A 19,940-nucleotide genomic window follows, 5' to 3' on the forward strand; every position below is an offset into this window, starting at 1 on the left:
CAATCGCTACTTACATCATTGTTTGTTTGTATTCCAAATACTCTTTGGAATAAGGGAAACGATTTTTCAACACCAACAAATAACTTGCCTCCTTGTCTTTATTGCCAAAAATCCGCTCCAATCGAATGCCTAGCAACAATGCGCGTGAAGACTGCTGCCCCAGCGCTTGATATCTATCCAGGTGCCTTTTGGAGTCTGCATACTCCTGCTTTTGAAAGCTAATATCAGCCAACTCCAAATGTGGTTCTGAAAGACCACGATCCAATACCGAAGCATGTTCAAAAGCCGCTTTAGCACGCTCATTTTTACCGAGCAACAATGCAGTTCGGCCTACATTCACTAACGCAGAAGCACGACCATCGTAATCAAGATCGGCCGCCGCCAATTCAAATTGTTTCAATGCATCTTCATATCGTTTTGCACCAAATAAAAACACTCCGTAGTTATTATTGGCCAAGGTGAAATTGCGCTTCTGTTTAATTGCCTTTTTAAAAGTCTCTTCTGCCAGAACCGACTCACCCTCCAACTGATAAAGGCGGGCCATTGCCTCAGTTGCATCTGGAGAGTTCTTATCAATCTCCGCAGCTTTACGCAAATGGTGGCGTGCAGATTCCCGATTTCCCTTATCGATATACCCCTGCGCTAATTTTATATGTAGCTCTAACGATTTAGTTTTATCAATTTGACGTGTGGCTTTTCCAGTTTTACTTTCCGAGGCGCAACCGGTAAGCAATATCACAGCAACAACAGACACCAAGGTTAACTTCAGCAATCTTATAAAATTATTCATTTTCATTACTGACACCATTGTATTTGACTTATTGATTAACAATCTTTACCGCTTGAAGGTCATCGAATTTTGCGCGATACCGCTCACTCCGACGAGTAACATCATTCACCTGTCCCGCCAATTGACCGCAAGCAGCATCAATATCATCACCACGCGTAGTGCGAACCGTCGTAATGTAGCCAGCTTCCATTAAAATATCCTGGAATTTACGTAATGCGTTATTACTCACACGTTTGTAATTCGACAAATTAAATGGATTAAACGGAATCAAGTTTATCTTGACCGGTACATCACGCAGAAGTTCTGCCAGTTGGTGCGCATGATGCGGCCGATCATTAACATGATCAATCAAGGTGTATTCAATTGTAATTTTGCGATGGGTATCGGGCATAGCTTCGATGTAGCGCTTGGCCGAATCGAGCAACATCGCAATAGGATATTTACGATTGATAGGAACCAATTCATTACGCAACTCATCGTTAGGAGCATGCAGCGAGATAGCGAGACAAGCATCAGTATATTGACTCAACCGATCCAACTGCGGCACAACACCGGATGTACTCAGAGTAACTCGACGCTTGGAAATCCCATAGGCATTGTCATGCATCATAAGATGCATGGAATCAACAACGTTATCGAAATTAAGCAAGGGCTCACCCATTCCCATCATTACCACATTGGTAACGCTACGAGGGCCATTGGCTTGCAACTGACCAAAGGATTTTGCGGCAATCCACACTTGACCAATAATTTCAGCAGCCGTTAGATCGCGATTAAAACCTTGTTTTCCTGTTGCACAAAAACTGCAATCCAACGAACAGCCGACTTGCGATGACACACACAAAGTACCGCGATCACCATCAGGAATATATACAGTTTCAATAACATTGCCGCCACTAACACGAATCAAAAATTTGCGTGTTCCATCAGTTGAATCGAATTGCTGCACTACTTCAGGGAGACGAATTTCGGCAATACTTTTTAACTTTGCACGCAAATCTTTACTGACGTTGGTCATATCATCAAAATTGTCAGCACCAAGCTGGTGAATCCATTTCATTACTTGAATAGCGCGAAATTTTTTCTCGCCAATAGATTCAAAAAAAGCCACCAGTTTGGCTTCTGGCAAGCCCAACAGGTTCATTTTGGCAGAGCCCTCTGCAACCTCCGCAAGCGCGGGAGAAGTGGAACCGGATACTTCAGTCATGGCTCAATACCTATGAACAACGTTGGGAATACAATAATTTAACTAACGAATCACCACTTCATTGCTGGCAAAGAAATAAGCAATTTCACGCGCAGCAGAAGTGGGAGAGTCTGAACCGTGCACCGCATTCGCATCAATTGCGGTTGCGAAATCGGCGCGGATGGTACCTGGGGCAGCCTTGGCCGGGTCGGTAGCGCCCATAAGCTCACGATTCAGCGCGATAGCATTTTCGCCCGAAAGCACCTGCACCACTACTGGGCCAGAAGTCATAAAATTGACTAACCCATCAAAGAATGGGCGACCTTTATGCTCAGCGTAAAACCCTTCGGCTTGGGCACGGCTCAACAACAACATGCGTTGGGCAACAATCTTGAGACCAGCCTTTTCAAATCGAGCGACGATTTCGCCGATATGATTTTTGCCTACTGCATCAGGTTTAATAATGGATAAAGTTTGTTCTACAGCCATGAGAAGCTCCATACATTTCCGGTTACTGCAGGCTCACTTGCCGCGCCAACTGCGGAATCAAGGCCTACAAAATACAAAACCCGCGAATTATACGCGGGTTTACATTATTTTTATATCCTAGCTATTTGATAAATAAACAAAATCAGGTAGTCCCCAAGTCCGTCCCTGTGGGCAGAATATGACCCGACCTAGTTGGCGCGCCCTGCCTTGTCCTGTATCCGCTTAACCATGGCTTTAAGGCCGTTTCCACGCGTCGAACTGAGATGCTGGAGCAAATCCAGCTTGGTGAAATAAGCGTCTATATCGAACGCGAGAATCTCGCCCGGGGTTTTCCCATTGAAGGCAGCCAATACTACACCCAAGAGTCCTTTGACGATAAAGGCATCGCTATCTGCTTGAAAAAACAGCTTGCCATCGCGCCATTCATCGACCAGCCACACCTGGCTTTGGCAGCCGCGCACCAGATATTCATCCGTACGGAGGCCGGGACTCATCTCCGGCAGCTCTTTGCCAAGATCGATAATGTACTTATAGCGCTCTTCCCAGTTATCGAAAAAACCGAGGCTGTCGATAATGTCATCGACGCTAACATCTATACCAAATTGGGTCATTAGAGATCTCAATACAGGGAAATCAATAAAACATGCCAGTTTGTAACTGCGCTTCTTCGCTCATCATATGACGCTGCCAAGGCGGATCAAATACCAACTCAACCTTTACTTTTTCGACATTTGGCACTTTCCGTACGCGATATTCAACATCACCCACCAATACCGGCCCCATCCCACAGGCAGGAGCAGTCAGCGTCATTCGAATATCTACTTGATGTGCAGCCTGGTCAATTTTTACGCTGTAAATAAGGCCCAAATTTACCAGGTCGACCGGAATTTCAGGATCGAAAACACTACCCAACGCCTGCCACACCTGCTCTTCTATTATCTTGTCATCAACAGGAGCGGGGAAATTGATGGTTTCTGCCTCTAAGCCCAGCAAATGGGCATCGGTGCCATCTACCCTGACCATCTGACCATGATAAGTCAGCGTGTAATTACCACCCAATGCTTGGGTAATAGTAACGAACGTACCTTCGGGGATTGTCAGCGGGGAACCATCAGGCACACGCCGGGCAGGACAATCCGCCTGGGCAACCACCATGCGTCTTTCAGACATATGAACTCTCTACTCAAGCGCCTTGTTAGTTGACGCTGAAACTTTCACCACAGCCGCAATATTCTTTTGCACGTGGATTATTGAATTTGAGTTGGCGATTGACGCCCTCGGTAACATAGTCAATTTCTGTACCGCTCACGACCGACAAGGCATTGACATCAACAAGCAACTCGACGCCCTCGCCCAGCAGCATGTGCAAATCGTCGGCTTTAGCTTCAGCGACCAAATCAACCACGTACATCCACCCGGTACAGCCACTTTGCTTAACGCTCAAACGAACTGCCTTGGCGTCTTTACTCGAACCCAACTGACGCTTGAAATGCGCGGCAGCAGTCGGCGTTACCTGCACAGGTTGTTGCGGATCAAATGATGCAATACTCATAGCAGTCTCCAGGGGTTAACTCATTGCTCATCAGAGCAAAAATGTTTTCGCTTTTTCTATCGCGGCGAATAAGCGATCCACCTCATCAAAGGTGTTATAAAAACTGAAACTTGCGCGAACAGTTCCGGGAATTCCGAACTGATCCATAATCGGTTGCGCGCAATGGTTACCCGTGCGCACGGCAACACCTTGCTTATCCAATAACACGCCAACATCAGCAGGGTGCGCGCCTTCCAACAAGAAGCTCATTACCGATGTTTTATGTGTGGCGGTGCCGATCAATTTCAAGCCTGGTGTCGCACGGGCTTTTTCCTCAGCATAATTCAACAGCGCTTGTTCATGCGCTGCAGCAGCGATGCGATCCATTGCGTTTAAATAATCAATAGCAGCACCAAAACCAATCGCACCGGCGATATCAGGTGTACCGGCTTCAAACTTGTACGGTAATTGGTTAAATGTTGAACCTGCGAACGCAACAGTCTCGATCATTTCTCCACCACCTTGATAAGGTGGCATGGCATCAAGTAAATCTACCTTGCCGTAGAGCACACCCAAACCGGTTGGGCCAAATAATTTATGTGCTGATAACACATAAAAATCACAATCCAATTGCTGCACATCCACAGTCCAATGACTAACGGCTTGCGCACCATCTACTAATACACGCGCACCAACTGCATGAGCCAAAGCAATAATGTTTTCCACTGGATTGATAGTGCCCATTGCATTTGACACATGACCAACAGCGACCATTTTTACGTGCGCATCGAGCATACTTTCAAAAGCAGAAATATTGATGCAGCCATTAGTATCAACCGGGATTGGCTCAACGGTTGCGCCAGTTGTTTGCGCCACTAGTTGCCACGGCACAATATTGGAATGATGCTCCATCGCCGATACGAGAATGCGATCACCTGGCTGCAAGTTGGTTTTACCCCATGAAGCAGCGACCAGATTAATGCTTTCGGTAGTGCCGCGTGTCCAAATAATTTGCTTGGCCGAAGCCGCATTTAAAAACGCAGCCACTTTTTCACGTGCAGCTTCAAATTTGACTGTCGCACGATCCGCCAATGCGTGAGCACCACGATGTACATTGCTGTTGTCATTGCGATAGTAATCGCTAATTGCATCGATCACTGCATTGGGTTTTTGTGTAGTCGCTGCATTATCGAGATACACCAACTGTTGGCCATTAACTTGCTGGTGCAAAATAGGAAAATCGGCGCGAATCTTTTCGACATCAAAATATGCAGCATCGACGCCCACCAAAGACTCAGTCATCTGCCAACTCCGCTAACACACTGGCATCGATCAAACTATTGTCGCGCCCAAAAAGTTTGGCCAAACGCGGTTGCAAATAATCATGAACGACCGGCTGGGCAATCTGCTCCAACAACTCGTTGATGAAACCAAAGCTCAGCATCACATCCGCTTCAGCGCGCGACAGACCACGGCTTTGCAAATAATAGCGGGCATTATTGTTGAGCTGGCTGATAGTAGCGCCATGGGCACACTTCACGTCATCGGCATAAATTTCCAATTCCGGCTTGGTGTTTACTTCCGCTTTATTTGAGGTCAACAAATTTTTGTTACTCAGCTCCGCCAGCGTTTTCTGCGCATCCGGATGAATATAAATACGTCCATTAAAAATTGCTTGGGCAGAATCGCCCACAATCCCACGAAACACTTCATTGGATCTGCAATGCGGAACCCAATGGCAAACATTCGTGTGGTAATCCACGACTTGCTGATTGCGAGGTAGATAAACGCCCTGCAAATCCAATTCAGCGCCTTGCCCACGATGATTTAATTGATAATCAACACGCATTAAACTGGAACCCAAGGCCAAGGCAAATCCACGAAACCGGGCGTTGCGCTGCAAATCCACATGTACTGCGCCTATGTGTTGCGCATGTTCTTCCTCAAGATTCAAGCGATAATGGTGCAAATTGGCACCATCGCCCAAGTGAATTTCGGTCAGTGAGTTAGCAAAACCATTTTGCGCTTCATCACTTGAGAAATAGTGCTCAACGATATCTGCACGTGAATTTTCGTCAAGCAGTATCAATACACGCTGGTTACTCACAGCCGCTTTTGCAGTGGCAACATTGACAATATATACAGGCTTTTCCAACTGCTCATTGCGCGGCACATGAACCAAAATGCCATCATCAAGCCAGGCGTTATTTAAGGTGGCAAACAAATGCTGCTCGCCCTCTACAATTTTTCCTAAATACTTTTCAATAAGCGCTTGTTGGTCTTTGTTAGCTTGCGAAAAGCGCACTATAAATTCCGGCAATTTGCTGGAGTGTGCCGAATCAAAAACGCCGTTAATGAACACCAAACGAAAAGCGTCCAGCGGAATCAGTTCATTTACAAGCGCTTTATCAAGAGTCTGGTTTGCGGTAGCACCCCAGGTATGCAGGATTGTCTTGTGCAACGCTTGCATCGGTGTGTATTTCCAATGCTCGGTTTTGCGCGTCGGCCAGGGTTGCGCCAGCCAATCATCCGTGGCCTTATTGCGTAGCGCCTCTAACCAGGTCAGCGGGTGTTGCTGCGAGGTGAGTCGTATAGCTTGATGCTGAAAATCACTCATGCTTACACAGCCTCATTTTCAAGCCAGGCATAGCCTTTTGCTTCCAGTTCCAGCGCCAATTCTTTACCACCGGTTTTTACAATTTGACCATTTGCGAGCACATGCACATAATCAGGCACAATGTAATCCAACAAACGTTGGTAGTGAGTCACTACGATAAAACTGCGTTCGGGTGAGCGCATAGCATTAACACCGTTGGCAACGACTTGCAGGGCATCAATATCCAAACCCGAATCTGTTTCATCAAGAATGCACAGGCTCGGTTCGAGCAACATCATTTGCATAATTTCATTGCGTTTCTTTTCGCCGCCAGAAAAGCCTTCGTTAACACCGCGTTTCAAAAAGGCCTGCTCAAGGTTAACGCGCTTACTGGTTTCACGCGCGAGCTTCATAAACTCAACAGCAGACAAGTCTGGTTGCCCATGATGCTTACGCCTGGCATCAACAGAAGCCTTCAAAAATTCCATATTACTTACGCCTGGAATTTCTACTGGATATTGGAATGCGAGAAACAACCCTTCGCGCGCACGCTCTTCAATTTCCAGCTCAAACAAATCCTTGCCATTAAACTCAACGCTACCGCCAGTCACTTCATAACCATCGCGACCAGATAACACATTACCCAATGTACTTTTACCCGCGCCATTTGGCCCCATAATGGCGTGAACCTCTCCGGGATTAACGGTCAAATTTAAACCTTTAAGAATTTCTTTCTCTTCAACACGAGCAAACAAATCAGTAATGCGTAACATAAATTTTTCAGTCCGATAATTTTCTAACACGGTAAATTCAATTTTAATCTTCTTGTTGGGCTACGTCGCTCGATGAACTCGCGACTAGCCCAACCTACAAATTCACGCTGACGATTAGCCTACTGAACCCTCAAGGCTTACTTCCAATAATTTGCCGGCTTCAACCGCAAACTCCATCGGCAGCTCTTTAAATACTTCGCGACAGAAACCATTCACGATCATGGACACTGCTTTTTCTGCATCCAGTCCGCGCTGCTGGCAGAGGAACATCTGGTCTTCACTCACTTTTGAGGTGGTGGCTTCGTGCTCGATTACCGCGCTCGGATTTTTACTTTCAATATAAGGAAAAGTGTGTGCGCCACATTTATCGCCGATCAGCAAGGAATCACATTGGGTGTAATTACGCGCGCCTTCAGCACCGGGATTGATCCGCACTAAACCGCGATAGGCATTGGAGCTTTTACCGGCAGAAATCCCTTTGGAAATAATGGTCGAGCGGGTATTTTTTCCGATATGGATCATCTTGGTTCCGGTATCGGCCTGCTGATAATTGTTGGTGAGCGCTACGGAATAAAATTCACCCACACTGTTATCACCACGCAGAATACAACTTGGATATTTCCAGGTTACTGCCGAACCTGTCTCAACTTGAGTCCAGGAAATTTTGGCATTGGTGTGGCACACGCCGCGTTTGGTCACAAAATTATAAATACCGCCTTTGCCTTCTTCGTTACCGGGATACCAGTTCTGCACGGTAGAATATTTGATTTCGGCATTATCGAGCGCAATCAATTCAACGACCGCCGCATGCAGCTGGTTTTCGTCGCGCATCGGCGCGGTGCAACCTTCGAGATAACTTACATGCGAACCTTCGTCCGCGATAATTAGGGTGCGCTCGAATTGACCGGTATTTTGTTCGTTAATACGGAAGTAAGTTGACAACTCCATCGGGCAACGCACACCTTTGGGGATATACACAAAGGAGCCGTCGGAAAACACTGCGCAATTAAGCGCGGCGTAGTAGTTGTCTTTTTGCGGCACAACTGAGCCAATATATTTTTTCACCAGATCGGGATATTTATGTACCGCTTCGCTGATCGAGCAAAAAATCACACCGACTTCGAGCAGTTTTTCGCGGAAAGTCGTTACCACTGAAACAGAGTCAAACACCACATCCATAGCAACACCGGCAAGTGCAGCTTGCTCATGCAACGGGATCCCTAACTTTTCATAAGTACGCAATAATTCCGGATCGACTTCATCCAAACTTTTTGGCTTGTCGTCCATAGATTTTGGGGCGGAGTAAAAAGAGACCGCCTGAAAATCAATATCATCGTATTTGACGTGGGCCCATTCCGGTTCTGTCATTTCCAACCAGGATTGATAGGCTTTCAAACGCCATTCCAACAACCATTCCGGCTCATTCTTTTTCGCTGAAATAAAACGAATAACATCCTCATTCAACCCTGGAGGAAGGGTCTCCGAATCGATGGTGGTATGAAAACCCGCCGCGTATTCTTTCTTAATGAGTTGTTCGACTTGTTCAGACATTGCTTTTACCTTTTTTTGCTGGGGGCTTGTGCCGGGCACTAAGCCTTATGCAGCTTGGCGATAACACTGCGAAGGTGTTCAATCGCATATTCAATTTCGTCGGCTGTGGTGTAACGACCAATACTAAAACGCAGCGACGCTTGCGCTGCTTCATCGTTCAAACCAATCGCTTTAAGCACATAGCTGGGCGACATACTGGCCGAGTTACACGCAGAGCCGCTGGAAACGGCCAAATCACGTAACGAGAGCAATAACATCTCGCCGTCAGCATTACCAAATGAAACATTCAAGATGCCACTCACGCAATCAGTGCTGGAACCATTGCGTTTTACTCCTGGTAAATCCGCAATGCCTTCCCATAAACGGTCGCGCAATACTTTTATGCGCGCTGCCTCATTAACTAATTGTTCAGCAGCCAAGCGCGCAGCCTCACCAATTCCCACTAACTGATGAGTGGGCAATGTGCCAGAACGCATACCGCGTTCATGCCCACCGCCATGTATTTGTGCTGCGATTTTTACTTCACCCGCACGGCGCACGTAGAGCGCACCAATACCTTTTGGTCCATAAAATTTATGCGCTGAAAGCGAAAGCAAATCCACGCCGAGCGCCTTGACATCAACCACAATTTTTCCGGCACTTTGTGCAGCATCGCAATGAAATAAAATGCCGCGCGCGTTACAAAGGCCACTTAAAATTTTGATGTCATTGATGCAGCCCAATTCATTGTTGACCTGCATGACACTCACTAAAAAACTATCGCTCCGCAAGGCGTTGGACAAAGTATCAGCCGTGATAATTCCCTCTTGCGTCGGTTGTACGTGAGTCACTTGAAAACCTTGCGCTTCCAACCAATTGACAGGATCGAGTACAGCCTTGTGCTCAATCGCCGACACAATAATATGGCCACCGGTTTTGTGCGTTGTGCGATAGGTTTCTGCAGCACCTTTAAGCGCAAGATTGTTCGCCTCGGTCGCACCGCTGGTCCACACGATTTCACGCGGATCAGCGTTAATCAAACTGGCAACTTGCGCGCGAGCCTCTTCTACTACTTCCTCAGCTTGCCAGCCGTAAAGATGAGAGCGTGAAGCAGGATTGGCGAAGGTACCTTCAAGTGTCAGACATTGCGCCATGCGTATTGCCACTTCAGGGGCAACCGGAGTTGTCGCGGCGTAATCTAGATAAATGGGCTTGCGCAAAACGGTCAATACCTTGGAGTAAGGTGAAAATACAGTTACAGAATTTCACTCACAGCAATGTGGGATTCATCGCAATGAGTATTGATCAAACGCTCATCCTGACGCAGGCGCACCGACTGGATATCATTGCGCGCCACCAAATCGGCGAGCGTAATATCGCTCAGGAAGCGATGGATCTGTGCGCTCAAATCTTCCCATAGATGGTGAGTCAAACAGACCTCACCTTCCTGGCAATTACCTTTACCTTCACAGCGCGTTGCATCCAGGGACTCACTCACCGCATCCACCACCTGGGCAATTGAAATATCTGCGGTGTTGCCCATAAGGCGATAGCCGCCGCCGGGGCCACGTACACTTTTGACTAGCTTAAAGTGGCGCAAACGCGCAAATAATTGCTCCAGGTAAGACAAGGAAATCCGTTGGCGTGTAGAGATATCCGCCAGACTAACGGGTCCCTGATCGCTGTGCAGCGCCAAATCCAGCATGGCGGTGACGGCGTAGCGGCCTTTCGTGGTAAGTCTCATAAGCGGCTGGGCCTCGTAAAAAATCCCGTTGTTAGTAGTCGCCGAAGGTGAGCAAGATGAGCAGGAATCAGTCGCGACGCCAATTCCGAGTATTTTACTCAAGTATTCAGTCTTTTCCAACGCCCAATCGACTGAAGGGTGAATATCAGATCAATTAACCGGATTTATGTCCCTTTTTAGGATTTATTCTCCCTTAGGATCGCCCTTTTCACCCTTAACTTGCTCGCGCATGGATTCCAGACCGGGCTTCAGTCCAAATTTGGTCATCACCTGGCCACTGTAATGCACATAATTTTGCACCGCCGTCAGCACACCGCGCAGGATATTCAGTTCCATTTGATCCATACGCACACGGTTATATAGACGACGCAGACGGGTCATGGTCTGTTTGGGATTATCGCGATCAAGGAAATTCAATTCGGCGAGCGTTTGCTCAAGATGCTCATAGTAGGTTTCCATCGCCTGCGCTTCTACCGGCGGCATATCCCATTGATGTTGTGGCAAGGTATTACCTTCCGCAGCCTGCAAATACGCCATGCGAACCTCATAAGTGATTACCTGTACTGCGGTCGCCAGGTTAAGCGAACTGTAATCAGGATTCGCCGGGATATGCACGTGATAGTTGCACTTATGCAACTCTTCATTGGTCAGGCCGCGATCTTCACGCCCGAACACAATGGCCACCTCATGACTCCCCGCCTCCGACCAAACACTTTCACCGCATTGGCGTGGGTCTAACAATGGCCAGGGAATACGACGCTCTCGGGCGCTGGTACCTACGACCAGACTGCAACCGGCGATGGCTTCATCCAGAGTTTCCACCACCACTGCATTATCGAGCACATCGGTTGCACCGGCAGAACGCCAGACGGCTTTGTCTGAAGGGTATTCCTGCGGTGATACAAGATATAAGCGCCCTAAGCCCATGTTTTTCATCGCCCGCGCCGCGCCGCCAATATTGCCCGGGTGGCTGGTATTAACCAAAACGATACGGATGTTGGCAAAAGGTTGGGCTGACATAGGCGGATCCCGATAACAAATAAGGAGGTGAGAGTTAAGGACTCAATAAAACGGCGCGCAGTATACAGTCACTTATCACTAGCCTCTAGTGACGACTTGCAGCTATACTGCGCGCCCTTGGCGAGAGGTACTAAGCAAGAGTTGCTTTAAAGTCACCTGCGGCCCCGCTCTTTATACAATCCCTATCCCTGAATTAGTGTTATCTAACGATACCGATCTAATTGCTAACTTATTGCTTTTATTGAATGGTGCTTTATGGAACCCATGTTGACGATTGCCTTGCGCGCCGGGCGCAAAGCTGCTGAGTTGATCGAACGCGCATTTGAGCGTGTTGATTTGTTAACGATCGAAACCAAAAGCCGCAACGACTATGTAACTGAAGTCGATAAAGCCGCAGAAAAAGAAATTATTTACCATCTCCGTAAAGCCTATCCCGATCACAGCATCCGCGGCGAAGAAGGCGGACACCAACCTGGCAAAAACCCTGATTACGAATGGATTATCGATCCGCTTGATGGCACTACCAACTTTATTCACGGGGTACCGCACTTCTCTATCTCCATCGCTTGCAAATACAAAGGCCAGATTGAACACGCCGTTGTTATCGATCCTATCAAACGCGAAGAATTTACTGCCAGCCGTGGCCGTGGTGCTGCATTGAATGGCCGTCGTTTGCGCGTATCCAGCCGCCGCAACCTGGAAGGTGCATTAATTGGCACCGGCATTCCTTTTAGTGGTTATGCGTTTGAACATATCGGCCCTTACCTCGCATGCGTGCAAGAAATTGCTGGCCAAACCTCAGGGATTCGTCGTTGCGGTTCAGCGGCATTGGATTTGGCTTATGTTGCATCAGGGCGCTTTGATGCGTTCTGGGAAATGAATTTAAACGAGTGGGATATTGCTGGCGGTATTTTGTTGGTGAAAGAAGCTGGCGGTTTGATCAGCGACTTTAATGGCGGCGCTGATTACCTGGAAACCGGCCACATTGTGTGCGGCTCACCCAAAGTGTTTAAACCGATCCTGCAAATCGTGCAAAAGAATCTTGGTCACCTTAAATAATCGTGATCAGGAATTGGCAATAAAAAACGGCGAGCCAGGCTCGCCGTTTTTTATTCAGACAATTATCCAGCCGGATGATGCACTGCAATTGAATCCCAACTCGCACGAATAATCCGCTCAAGCATTTCATCATCAACGACAACAAAACCCTGCAGCGATTTGCGTGCGATTTCAAAATAAGGTTCAAAAGCCAGCGAGAACAAAATTTCATCGGGTAAATTTTTTAGTGCTTTATCATCTCTCCCGCGAATAAAGAAAGTAAACAGCGGTTCCAATACAACCTTTGCCTCCTCATGACGACTGCGCAGCAAGTCCGGAGGAAGATGATCAAACTGGCCCTTACTCAAAATAATTGCAGGCTGCTTCTTGAACAGCGACCAGAAGTTGCAGCACATTTGATGAAATTGTTGATACAAAGAAAGCTCCCTGCCTGTGGTAACAAATACTTCCCGCCCGACTGTTTCAATAATTTGGCTGTGCAACTTTTTGATTAAATCATCGCGATCTTCAAAATATAAATACACAGTGCCTGTGGCTACACCCGCTTCTTTCGCAACATCGCGGATGGAGAAGCCGTGAAAACCACGGCTCGCCAACAGGTTTAAAGTGGAATCAAGAATAGTTTCGCACTTATTCATGACTTACCGGCTCGTCTTGCTTCTTTGCTGGAAACCAACGGTGAGATAGACGGAATACCACCACAAAAAATACCGGCACAAAGAAAATTGCCAGTACAGTTGCAGAGAACATTCCACCAAACACACCGGTACCAATTGCGTTTTGGCTACCGGAACCTGCACCCGAACTGATTACCAGCGGTGTTACGCCCAACATAAAGGCGAGCGAAGTCATAATGATTGGGCGCAAACGCATACGCACAGCTTCCATTGTTGCTTCGACCAATCCCATACCATCTTCGTAAAGGGATTTGGCGAACTCAACAATCAAGATCGCATTTTTTGCAGCCAAGCCAATCGTTGTTAACAAACCAACCTGGAAGTAAACGTCGTTGGACAAACCACGCCCCATTGCAAATAGCACAGCACCGATAATACCGAGCGGCACAACCAATATCACTGCGAACGGCACCGACCAACTCTCATAGAGTGCAGCAAGGCAGAGGAATACAATCAAGATCGACAAGGCGTACAGCAGCGGTGCCTGATTGCCAGACTCACGCTCTTGCAGTGACATGCCGGTCCATTGATAACCAATCCCCTGCGGTAATTTTGCGATAATTTCTTCTGCAGCCAACATCGCATCACCCGAACTTACACCCGGTGCCCCCTGACCGATCACATTGACAGATGGCACGCCGTTATAACGCTCAAGCCGTGGCGAACCATAAATCCAGCGACCAGAGGTAAATGCAGAGAAAGGTACCATCTCATTTTGGGAATTGCGCACGTACCAATTTTTTACATCTTCCGGCAGCATGCGATATTGCGCATCGCCCTGAAGATACACTTTCTTCACGCGTCCTTTGTCGATGAAATCGTTCACGTAAGATGCGGCCCATGCGGTGGAAAAAATATTGTTCACATCCGACAGGGAAACGCCCAGTGCAGCAACTTTTTCCTGATCTACATCCAGTTTGAATTGCGGATTATCTTCCTGCCCGTTCGGACGCACACCAACCAGACGTTGGTCTTGTGCTGCTGCACCTAAAAATTGATTGCGTGCCTGCATCAATGCTTCATGCCCTAACCCGCCCAAATCTTGCAACTGCAAATTAAATCCGGATGAAGTACCTAACTGCGTAATCGCAGGTGGAACGAACGGAAACACCATAGCATCTTTGATTTGCGCAAAAGCCCCCATCGCACGACCGGCAATACTTTGCACGTGTTGCGCTTCGTCGGTACGCTCGCTCCAATCTTTCATGCCTACGAACGCGATACCATTATTTTGTCCACGACCGCTGAAACTGAATCCGATTACCGAAAACACTGAACGAACATTGTCTTTTTCATTTTCCAGATAATGTTTTTCAATCTGGTCCATCACCACAATTGAACGCTCTTTGGTTGCACCCACTGGCAATGTCATTTGGGTAAACATGATGCCCTGGTCTTCGTCGGGCAAAAATGAACTTGGCAAACGCATGAACAGTAATCCAAGCACAATAACAATCGCACCGTAGATCAACATGTAGCGCTTGGTTTTGCCTAACATGGAACCAACACCGCTTTGGTATTTATCGGTCGCACGGTTGAATTTGCGATTAAACCAGCCGAAGAAACCACTTTTCTCATAGTGATCATGCTTTACCGGCTTCAACAAGGTTGCACAAAGTGCAGGTGTCAAGGTCAACGCAACGATTACCGATAACACCATCGCCGACACAATAGTGATAGAGAATTGACGATAAATTACCCCGGTTGATCCACCGAAAAATGCCATGGGTACAAACACCGCCGATAACACCATCGCAATACCGATTAACGCACCAGTAATTTGCTGCATGGATTTGCGCGTTGCCTCAATTGGCGATAGCCCCTCTTCCGCCATTACCCGCTCGACGTTCTCCACCACCACAATCGCATCATCTACCAGCAATCCAATCGCCAACACCATCGCAAACATCGTCAAGGTATTGATCGAAAAACCGAATACCGACAAGACAGCAAAAGTACCGAGCAACACAACGGGCACAGCAATTGTTGGAATCAATGTTGCGCGGAAATTTTGCAGGAATAAGTACATCACCAAAAATACCAGGATGATGGCTTCGATAAGCGTGTGTACTACGGCTTCAATAGAAAGTTTTACGAAGGGGGTGGTATCGTAAGGGTACACAATCTCCAAATTCGGTGGAAAAAATCCGGAGAGTTCATCAATACGTTTGCGCACTGCATCGGCAGTATCCAATGCGTTAGCACCCGCTGCCAAAGTAATGGCGATACCTGCTGCAGGAAGATTGTTGTATTCGGTTTCGAATTGATAATTTTCACCACCCAATTCAACACGCGCTACATCACCCAAGCGAATTTGCGAGCCGTCCTGATTTACGCGCAATAAAATATTGCGGAATTCTTCCGGTGTAGAGAGACGTGTTTGCACCACAATACTGGCATTGATTTGCTGGCCCGGCAGCGCCGGAGTACCACCCAATTCACCCGCAGCGATCTGCGCATTTTGCGCGCGAATTTGGGTTGCCACATCGACCGTTGTGAGGTTGTACGTTGCAAGTTTGTTGGCATCCAACCAAATACGCATCGCGTATTGCGAACCGAATAACTGGATTTGCCCTACACCATTTACACGACTCAATTGATCCTGCACGTTAGCAGCAACATAGTCGGCGATATCGTATTTATCCATACGGCCATCACCCGATACAAAACCGATCACCATTAAAAAACCGGCAGACGATTTCGTAACGCGGATACCTTGTTGCTGCACTTCTTGCGGCAACAACGGCATGGACGTTTGCAATTTATTTTGCACCTGAACCTGGGCGATATCCGGATCAGTACCGGCAAGGAAAGTCAGCGTTACTTCACCGCGACCGCTGGACTCACTGGTCGACGACATATATTGCACATTGTCGATACCCGTAAGGCCCTGCTCGATAATCTGGATCACGGTATCCTGCACCGTCTGCGCAGACGCCCCCGGATAAGTAGCGCTAATACTTACTGCAGGCGGCGCCACTTCCGGATACTGGGCAATGGGCAATTTAAAAATAGAAAGCGCGCCCGCCAGCATAATAATGATGGAGATAACCCAGGCAAACACCGGGCGATCAATAAAAAACCTCGCCATATCGTTTACTCCTTGGCCTTGCTGCTAGTGGTATTCGCAGCCGCTTTAGCGGGCGCGCCAGGCTTTACTTTTTGCAAACCTTCAACAATCACTTGATCACCCACGGCCAAACCTTCCAGCACTAACCATTGGTCACCAACTGAACGGCCGGTTTTAATCGCACGAACTTCAACCAAGCCCTGCTTATTAATCACCATTGCCGTCGCATTTCCGGAGCGATCGCGTGTAACTCCACGCTGTGGCGCCAATAACGCATTGGTGCGTACACCCTCCTCCAATTGGGTGCGCACAAACATGCCGGGCAACAATAGACGATCCGGGTTAGGGAATTGCGCGCGCAAGGTCACCGAGCCGGTTGTTTCATTCACGCCAACTTCGGCAAATTGCAAACTACCTTCATGCTCGTAGACAGAACCATCATCCAGTAGTAGCCGAACCTTCGCAGACTCTATCGCCGACACATCGCCCTTAAGCATTTCACGGCGAAGCTGTAACAACTCTTCTGCAGATTGGGAGACATCAACATAAATTGGATCAAGTTGCAGGATACTAGCAAGCACATCTGCTTGCCCTGCACTGACTAGCGCACCTTCAGTTACCGACGATTTGCTGATCACACCATCGATTGGTGCAAGTACTTTGGTGTACTTGAGATTGATACTCGCGGTCTGGACGGCGGCTTTAGCGGCTGCCACGTTCGCTTTGGTCTGGCCGAAATTAGCCAGTGCGTCATCGTAATCCTGCTGGCTGATGGCTTTGGCAACATTCAGGTTTTTGTAACGGGATTCTTTAGCCTGCGCAGCAGCATTGTTGGCTTCGGCACGCGCCAACTCCGCTTGCGCACTGCCAAGTGCGGCTTCATAGGTGGCAGGATCGATTTGGTACAACGGTGTACCTGCTTTGATTTCGGTGCCCTCTACGAATAATCGCTTCTGGATAATGCCACTCACCTGCGGTCGTACTTCTGCCTTACGGTAGGCTGAAGTGCGGCCCGGCAAATCTGCTTGTAATGGAACATCTGAAGCCTTGAGAGTTACGACACCAACTTCGATGGGTGCAGGCGCCGCCGCTGGCGGGGCTTTACTATCGCAGGCAGAAAGCGCTAACCCCATGATTCCTATAGCGAAAATTGTCCTATATCGAACGACTGCGAACATGGTGAACTCCTTAAAGCGCGGTAATGAGAGGCTAAATAAAATACTGCCGGAAGAGGATCGTGCACTTGTCTGTGTACATCTGAACAGCTAAAAGTTGCAGATAAAAATGAACAAATGTTCACTGAACGATAATAAGCTGTAAGTGTTGGAAAACCATCAACTTTTGCACTTGTTAACGATTGTGTTTAAGGTGTGATCACAAGGAGTAAAGCAAACCGACGTTCCATTAGGGCGCCGGAAGAGAGGGATCGAATAGGATTTATTTATCTTGCAGCAGTTTATTAAATACATCGATCAGGCGATGTATATCGACAGGCTTGGTCAGGTAATCAAAAAAACCGGCTTTGCGGCCGCGCTCAACATCGTAGGGCATGGCATTGGCGGACAAACCGATCACCGGAATTTCCCGTGTGTCCGGGTCGTTTTTCAATACACCAAGGACATCATAACCATCCATCCCCGGCAAATTAATATCCAAAATGATCAGATCCGGGCGCTGGCTGCGCGCTTTATAAATCCCTAAAAATGCCTCTTCCGCAATATCCAGATCAAGCTGAGGATAACGGGCAAAAATTTGCTGCAGTAAACGGATATTGGTCGGGTTGTCTTCCACGTAAAGCACTTTGCAATTGCGCTGTACATGCAGGACTGCGGGGGTGTAATCCTTATTCGATGCGTTGCGCGCAATTGAATCGGTATTCCATTCAGTTGCCATCGGAAAGTCGATCCAGAAAGTCGTACCCATCCCTTCTGCACTGGTAAAATCGAGGCGCCCTTGCATCATTTCTACCAGCTGCTTGGTGATTACCAAGCCAACGCCGGAACCTTCAATGCTGGTATTTTCGGCACTTAATCGATTGAAGGGTTGAAAAACTTCGCTCTGACGTTGCAACGGAATTCCACGCCCCGTATCACGTACACTAATACGCAATTGCTGCCCCGGCTGCGCGGCCAGTTTCACTTCAACTTCACCGCCGACATGGTTGTATTTCACTGCGTTGCTCAGCAAATTTAATAGCGCTTGCTTAAAGCGAACATGATCGGCGATGACATAAGTATTGGAAAATTCTGCGAGCGATGACGATAAACGGATTCCTTTTGCATCCGCCTGCGGTTGAACCAAGGTAAAACATTCCGTTATAAGGCGAGAGACCAAGACCGGCTCAAGCGAGACAGTCATATTGCCCGATTCAATTTTCGCAAGATCCAATACATCGTTAATCAATTGCAATAGATGCTCACCTGCTTTGCGGATTTCGCGCACGTTATCAACTTGTTGGGATTTTAAGTTGCCGTCGTACTCAAATAACTGCGTATAACCGAGGATTGCATTGAGTGGCGTGCGCAACTCATGGCTCATACTGGACAGGAATTCCGATTTTGCCCGGTTAGCTTTTTCGGCCTGCTCTTTCGCTTGAATTACACGCTCTTCAGCGCGCTTTACTTCAGTGATATCCATATTGCTGCCCGACATCATAATCGGCTGGCCTTTCTCATTGAACACGGCGCGGCCACGACCGCGAATCCAGCGAATTTCGCCTTGGGTACTAATCAGCCGGTATTCCACATCAAACGGCGAACGTCCGGCCATGTGCTCGATTAATGCATTATCGAATTTGGATAAATCCTGCGGATAAATATGTTTGCGCCAAATTTTTAACCGGTCTTCACCTTCGGTTAACACATCATCCAGATCGTCATAACCCAACAATTCCCAACAGCGATGCGAAAAATGAAATCCACCGCGATCTGCATACCACTCCCAAATACCGTCACTGGATGCCTGGATAATCCGTACCTGCCGCGCCTCACTCTCACGCAAGGCGGCTTCTACTTTTTTGATTTCAGTGATATCAAAATTCACACCCGACATAATCGTCGCGTGACCATTTTCATCGCGCAGCGAATCAGCACGCACTTGCGTCCAGATATAGTCACCATTTTTGGTTTTGATGCGATAGGAAACATCGAGCGGTTTACCACTGCGCAAATGTTGTCGTGCCGCTTCAATCGCAAACTCCCGGTCATCAGGATGCATAAAAGTAAGCACTTTGGAAGCATCGCTGATGCTCTCAGCGTCCTCGGGTCCGTACCCCAAACGCTCCCAAAATCCACCAGACCATTCGATGTGCTGAGTCTGTAGATCCCACTCCCAAAAACCATAACCGCTACCATTAAAGATGCGCTGGAAACGGCCCACGGTGGCACGCAATAACTCAAGGTCATCGCTAAACTGCAAGGAGGGACTAAAACTGATGTGCTCGATCATAGGAATTATTAGCGAGTGGAGAATTTGG

General features: G+C 47.8%; 18 protein-coding genes. 1 reads left to right on the top strand and 17 read right to left on the bottom strand.

The genetic code is table 11. The annotated features are described in order from the left end of the window. Positions 1–10 precede the first annotated feature (10 nt). The 13 genes from pilW to trmJ all read right to left on the bottom strand — a co-directional run bounded on the left by pilW (position 11) and on the right by trmJ (position 11,659). Positions 11–832, bottom strand: a complete 822-nt coding sequence (gene pilW, locus AC1RJL_RS18260; RefSeq protein WP_492916676.1) for a type IV pilus biogenesis/stability protein PilW — start codon at positions 830–832, stop codon at positions 11–13. After that, positions 819–1,997 carry a dual-specificity RNA methyltransferase RlmN gene (gene rlmN / locus AC1RJL_RS18265; RefSeq protein ID WP_492916678.1) on the bottom strand — a complete coding sequence of 393 codons (1,179 nt, stop codon included), beginning with the start codon at positions 1,995–1,997 and terminating at the stop codon, positions 819–821. The genes pilW and rlmN overlap by 14 nt, the downstream gene beginning before the upstream one ends. Positions 1,998–2,039: 42 nt before the next feature. Continuing rightward, a complete protein-coding gene (gene ndk / locus AC1RJL_RS18270) occupies positions 2,040–2,465 on the bottom strand; it encodes a nucleoside-diphosphate kinase (RefSeq protein WP_492916680.1) in 426 nt (141 codons plus the stop codon). Between the two features lie 188 nt (positions 2,466–2,653). After that, entirely contained in the window at positions 2,654–3,076 is a 423-nt protein-coding gene (locus AC1RJL_RS18275) for a SufE family protein (protein WP_492916682.1), read from the bottom strand. Positions 3,077–3,098: 22 nt separating this feature from the next. Further along, entirely contained in the window at positions 3,099–3,635 is a 537-nt protein-coding gene (sufT, locus tag AC1RJL_RS18280) for a putative Fe-S cluster assembly protein SufT (RefSeq protein ID WP_492916684.1), read from the bottom strand. Between the two features lie 25 nt (positions 3,636–3,660). Further along, complete coding sequence (locus AC1RJL_RS18285) at positions 3,661–4,017, bottom strand: HesB/IscA family protein (RefSeq protein WP_492916686.1); 357 nt, start codon at positions 4,015–4,017, stop codon at positions 3,661–3,663. Positions 4,018–4,047: 30 nt separating this feature from the next. Continuing rightward, entirely contained in the window at positions 4,048–5,298 is a 1,251-nt protein-coding gene (locus AC1RJL_RS18290) for a SufS family cysteine desulfurase (protein WP_492916688.1), read from the bottom strand. Next, the gene (gene sufD, locus AC1RJL_RS18295) at positions 5,291–6,613 is read right to left on the bottom strand and encodes a Fe-S cluster assembly protein SufD (RefSeq protein WP_492916690.1); all 1,323 of its coding nucleotides are present in this window, start codon (positions 6,611–6,613) and stop codon (positions 5,291–5,293) included. The genes AC1RJL_RS18290 and sufD overlap by 8 nt, the downstream gene beginning before the upstream one ends. A gap of 2 nt (positions 6,614–6,615) precedes the next feature. Next, complete coding sequence (sufC, locus tag AC1RJL_RS18300) at positions 6,616–7,395, bottom strand: Fe-S cluster assembly ATPase SufC (protein WP_492916692.1); 780 nt, start codon at positions 7,393–7,395, stop codon at positions 6,616–6,618. Positions 7,396–7,479: 84 nt separating this feature from the next. Next, complete coding sequence (gene sufB, locus AC1RJL_RS18305) at positions 7,480–8,916, bottom strand: Fe-S cluster assembly protein SufB (RefSeq protein WP_492916694.1); 1,437 nt, start codon at positions 8,914–8,916, stop codon at positions 7,480–7,482. Between the two features lie 38 nt (positions 8,917–8,954). Further along, positions 8,955–10,115 (bottom strand): IscS subfamily cysteine desulfurase, encoded by a 1,161-nt coding sequence (locus tag AC1RJL_RS18310; protein WP_492916696.1) that lies wholly within the window; start codon positions 10,113–10,115, stop codon positions 8,955–8,957. 35 nt (positions 10,116–10,150) lie between these two features. After that, positions 10,151–10,639, bottom strand: a complete 489-nt coding sequence (gene iscR / locus AC1RJL_RS18315) for a Fe-S cluster assembly transcriptional regulator IscR (RefSeq protein WP_492916698.1) — start codon at positions 10,637–10,639, stop codon at positions 10,151–10,153. Between the two features lie 183 nt (positions 10,640–10,822). Next, positions 10,823–11,659: a tRNA (cytosine(32)/uridine(32)-2'-O)-methyltransferase TrmJ gene (trmJ, locus tag AC1RJL_RS18320; RefSeq protein WP_492916700.1), complete on the bottom strand. Its 837-nt coding sequence runs from the start codon at positions 11,657–11,659 to the stop codon at positions 10,823–10,825. A 255-nt stretch (positions 11,660–11,914) separates the two neighbouring features. On the opposite strand from trmJ, the gene AC1RJL_RS18325 reads away from it, so the two are divergent. Further along, positions 11,915–12,718 (top strand): inositol monophosphatase family protein, encoded by an 804-nt coding sequence (locus AC1RJL_RS18325; protein ID WP_492916702.1) that lies wholly within the window; start codon positions 11,915–11,917, stop codon positions 12,716–12,718. A gap of 62 nt (positions 12,719–12,780) precedes the next feature. Here AC1RJL_RS18325 and AC1RJL_RS18330 read toward each other — a convergent pair whose 3' ends face one another. From AC1RJL_RS18330 to AC1RJL_RS18345, 4 genes are all read right to left on the bottom strand, one after another. Then, a complete protein-coding gene (locus AC1RJL_RS18330) occupies positions 12,781–13,356 on the bottom strand; it encodes a TetR/AcrR family transcriptional regulator (RefSeq protein ID WP_492916704.1) in 576 nt (191 codons plus the stop codon). Next, entirely contained in the window at positions 13,349–16,486 is a 3,138-nt protein-coding gene (locus AC1RJL_RS18335; RefSeq protein WP_492916706.1) for an efflux RND transporter permease subunit, read from the bottom strand. The genes AC1RJL_RS18330 and AC1RJL_RS18335 overlap by 8 nt, the downstream gene beginning before the upstream one ends. 5 nt (positions 16,487–16,491) lie before the next feature. Then, positions 16,492–17,643, bottom strand: coding sequence for an efflux RND transporter periplasmic adaptor subunit (locus tag AC1RJL_RS18340; protein ID WP_492916708.1), 1,152 nt, complete (start codon positions 17,641–17,643; stop codon positions 16,492–16,494). Between the two features lie 259 nt (positions 17,644–17,902). After that, on the bottom strand, positions 17,903–19,912 hold the full coding sequence (locus AC1RJL_RS18345) for a PAS domain-containing protein (protein WP_492916710.1): 2,010 nt from the start codon (positions 19,910–19,912) through the stop codon (positions 17,903–17,905). Positions 19,913–19,940: the final 28 nt, after the last annotated feature.

The sequence above is a fragment of the Cellvibrio sp. GW822-FHT04B05 genome (assembly GCF_058800985.1).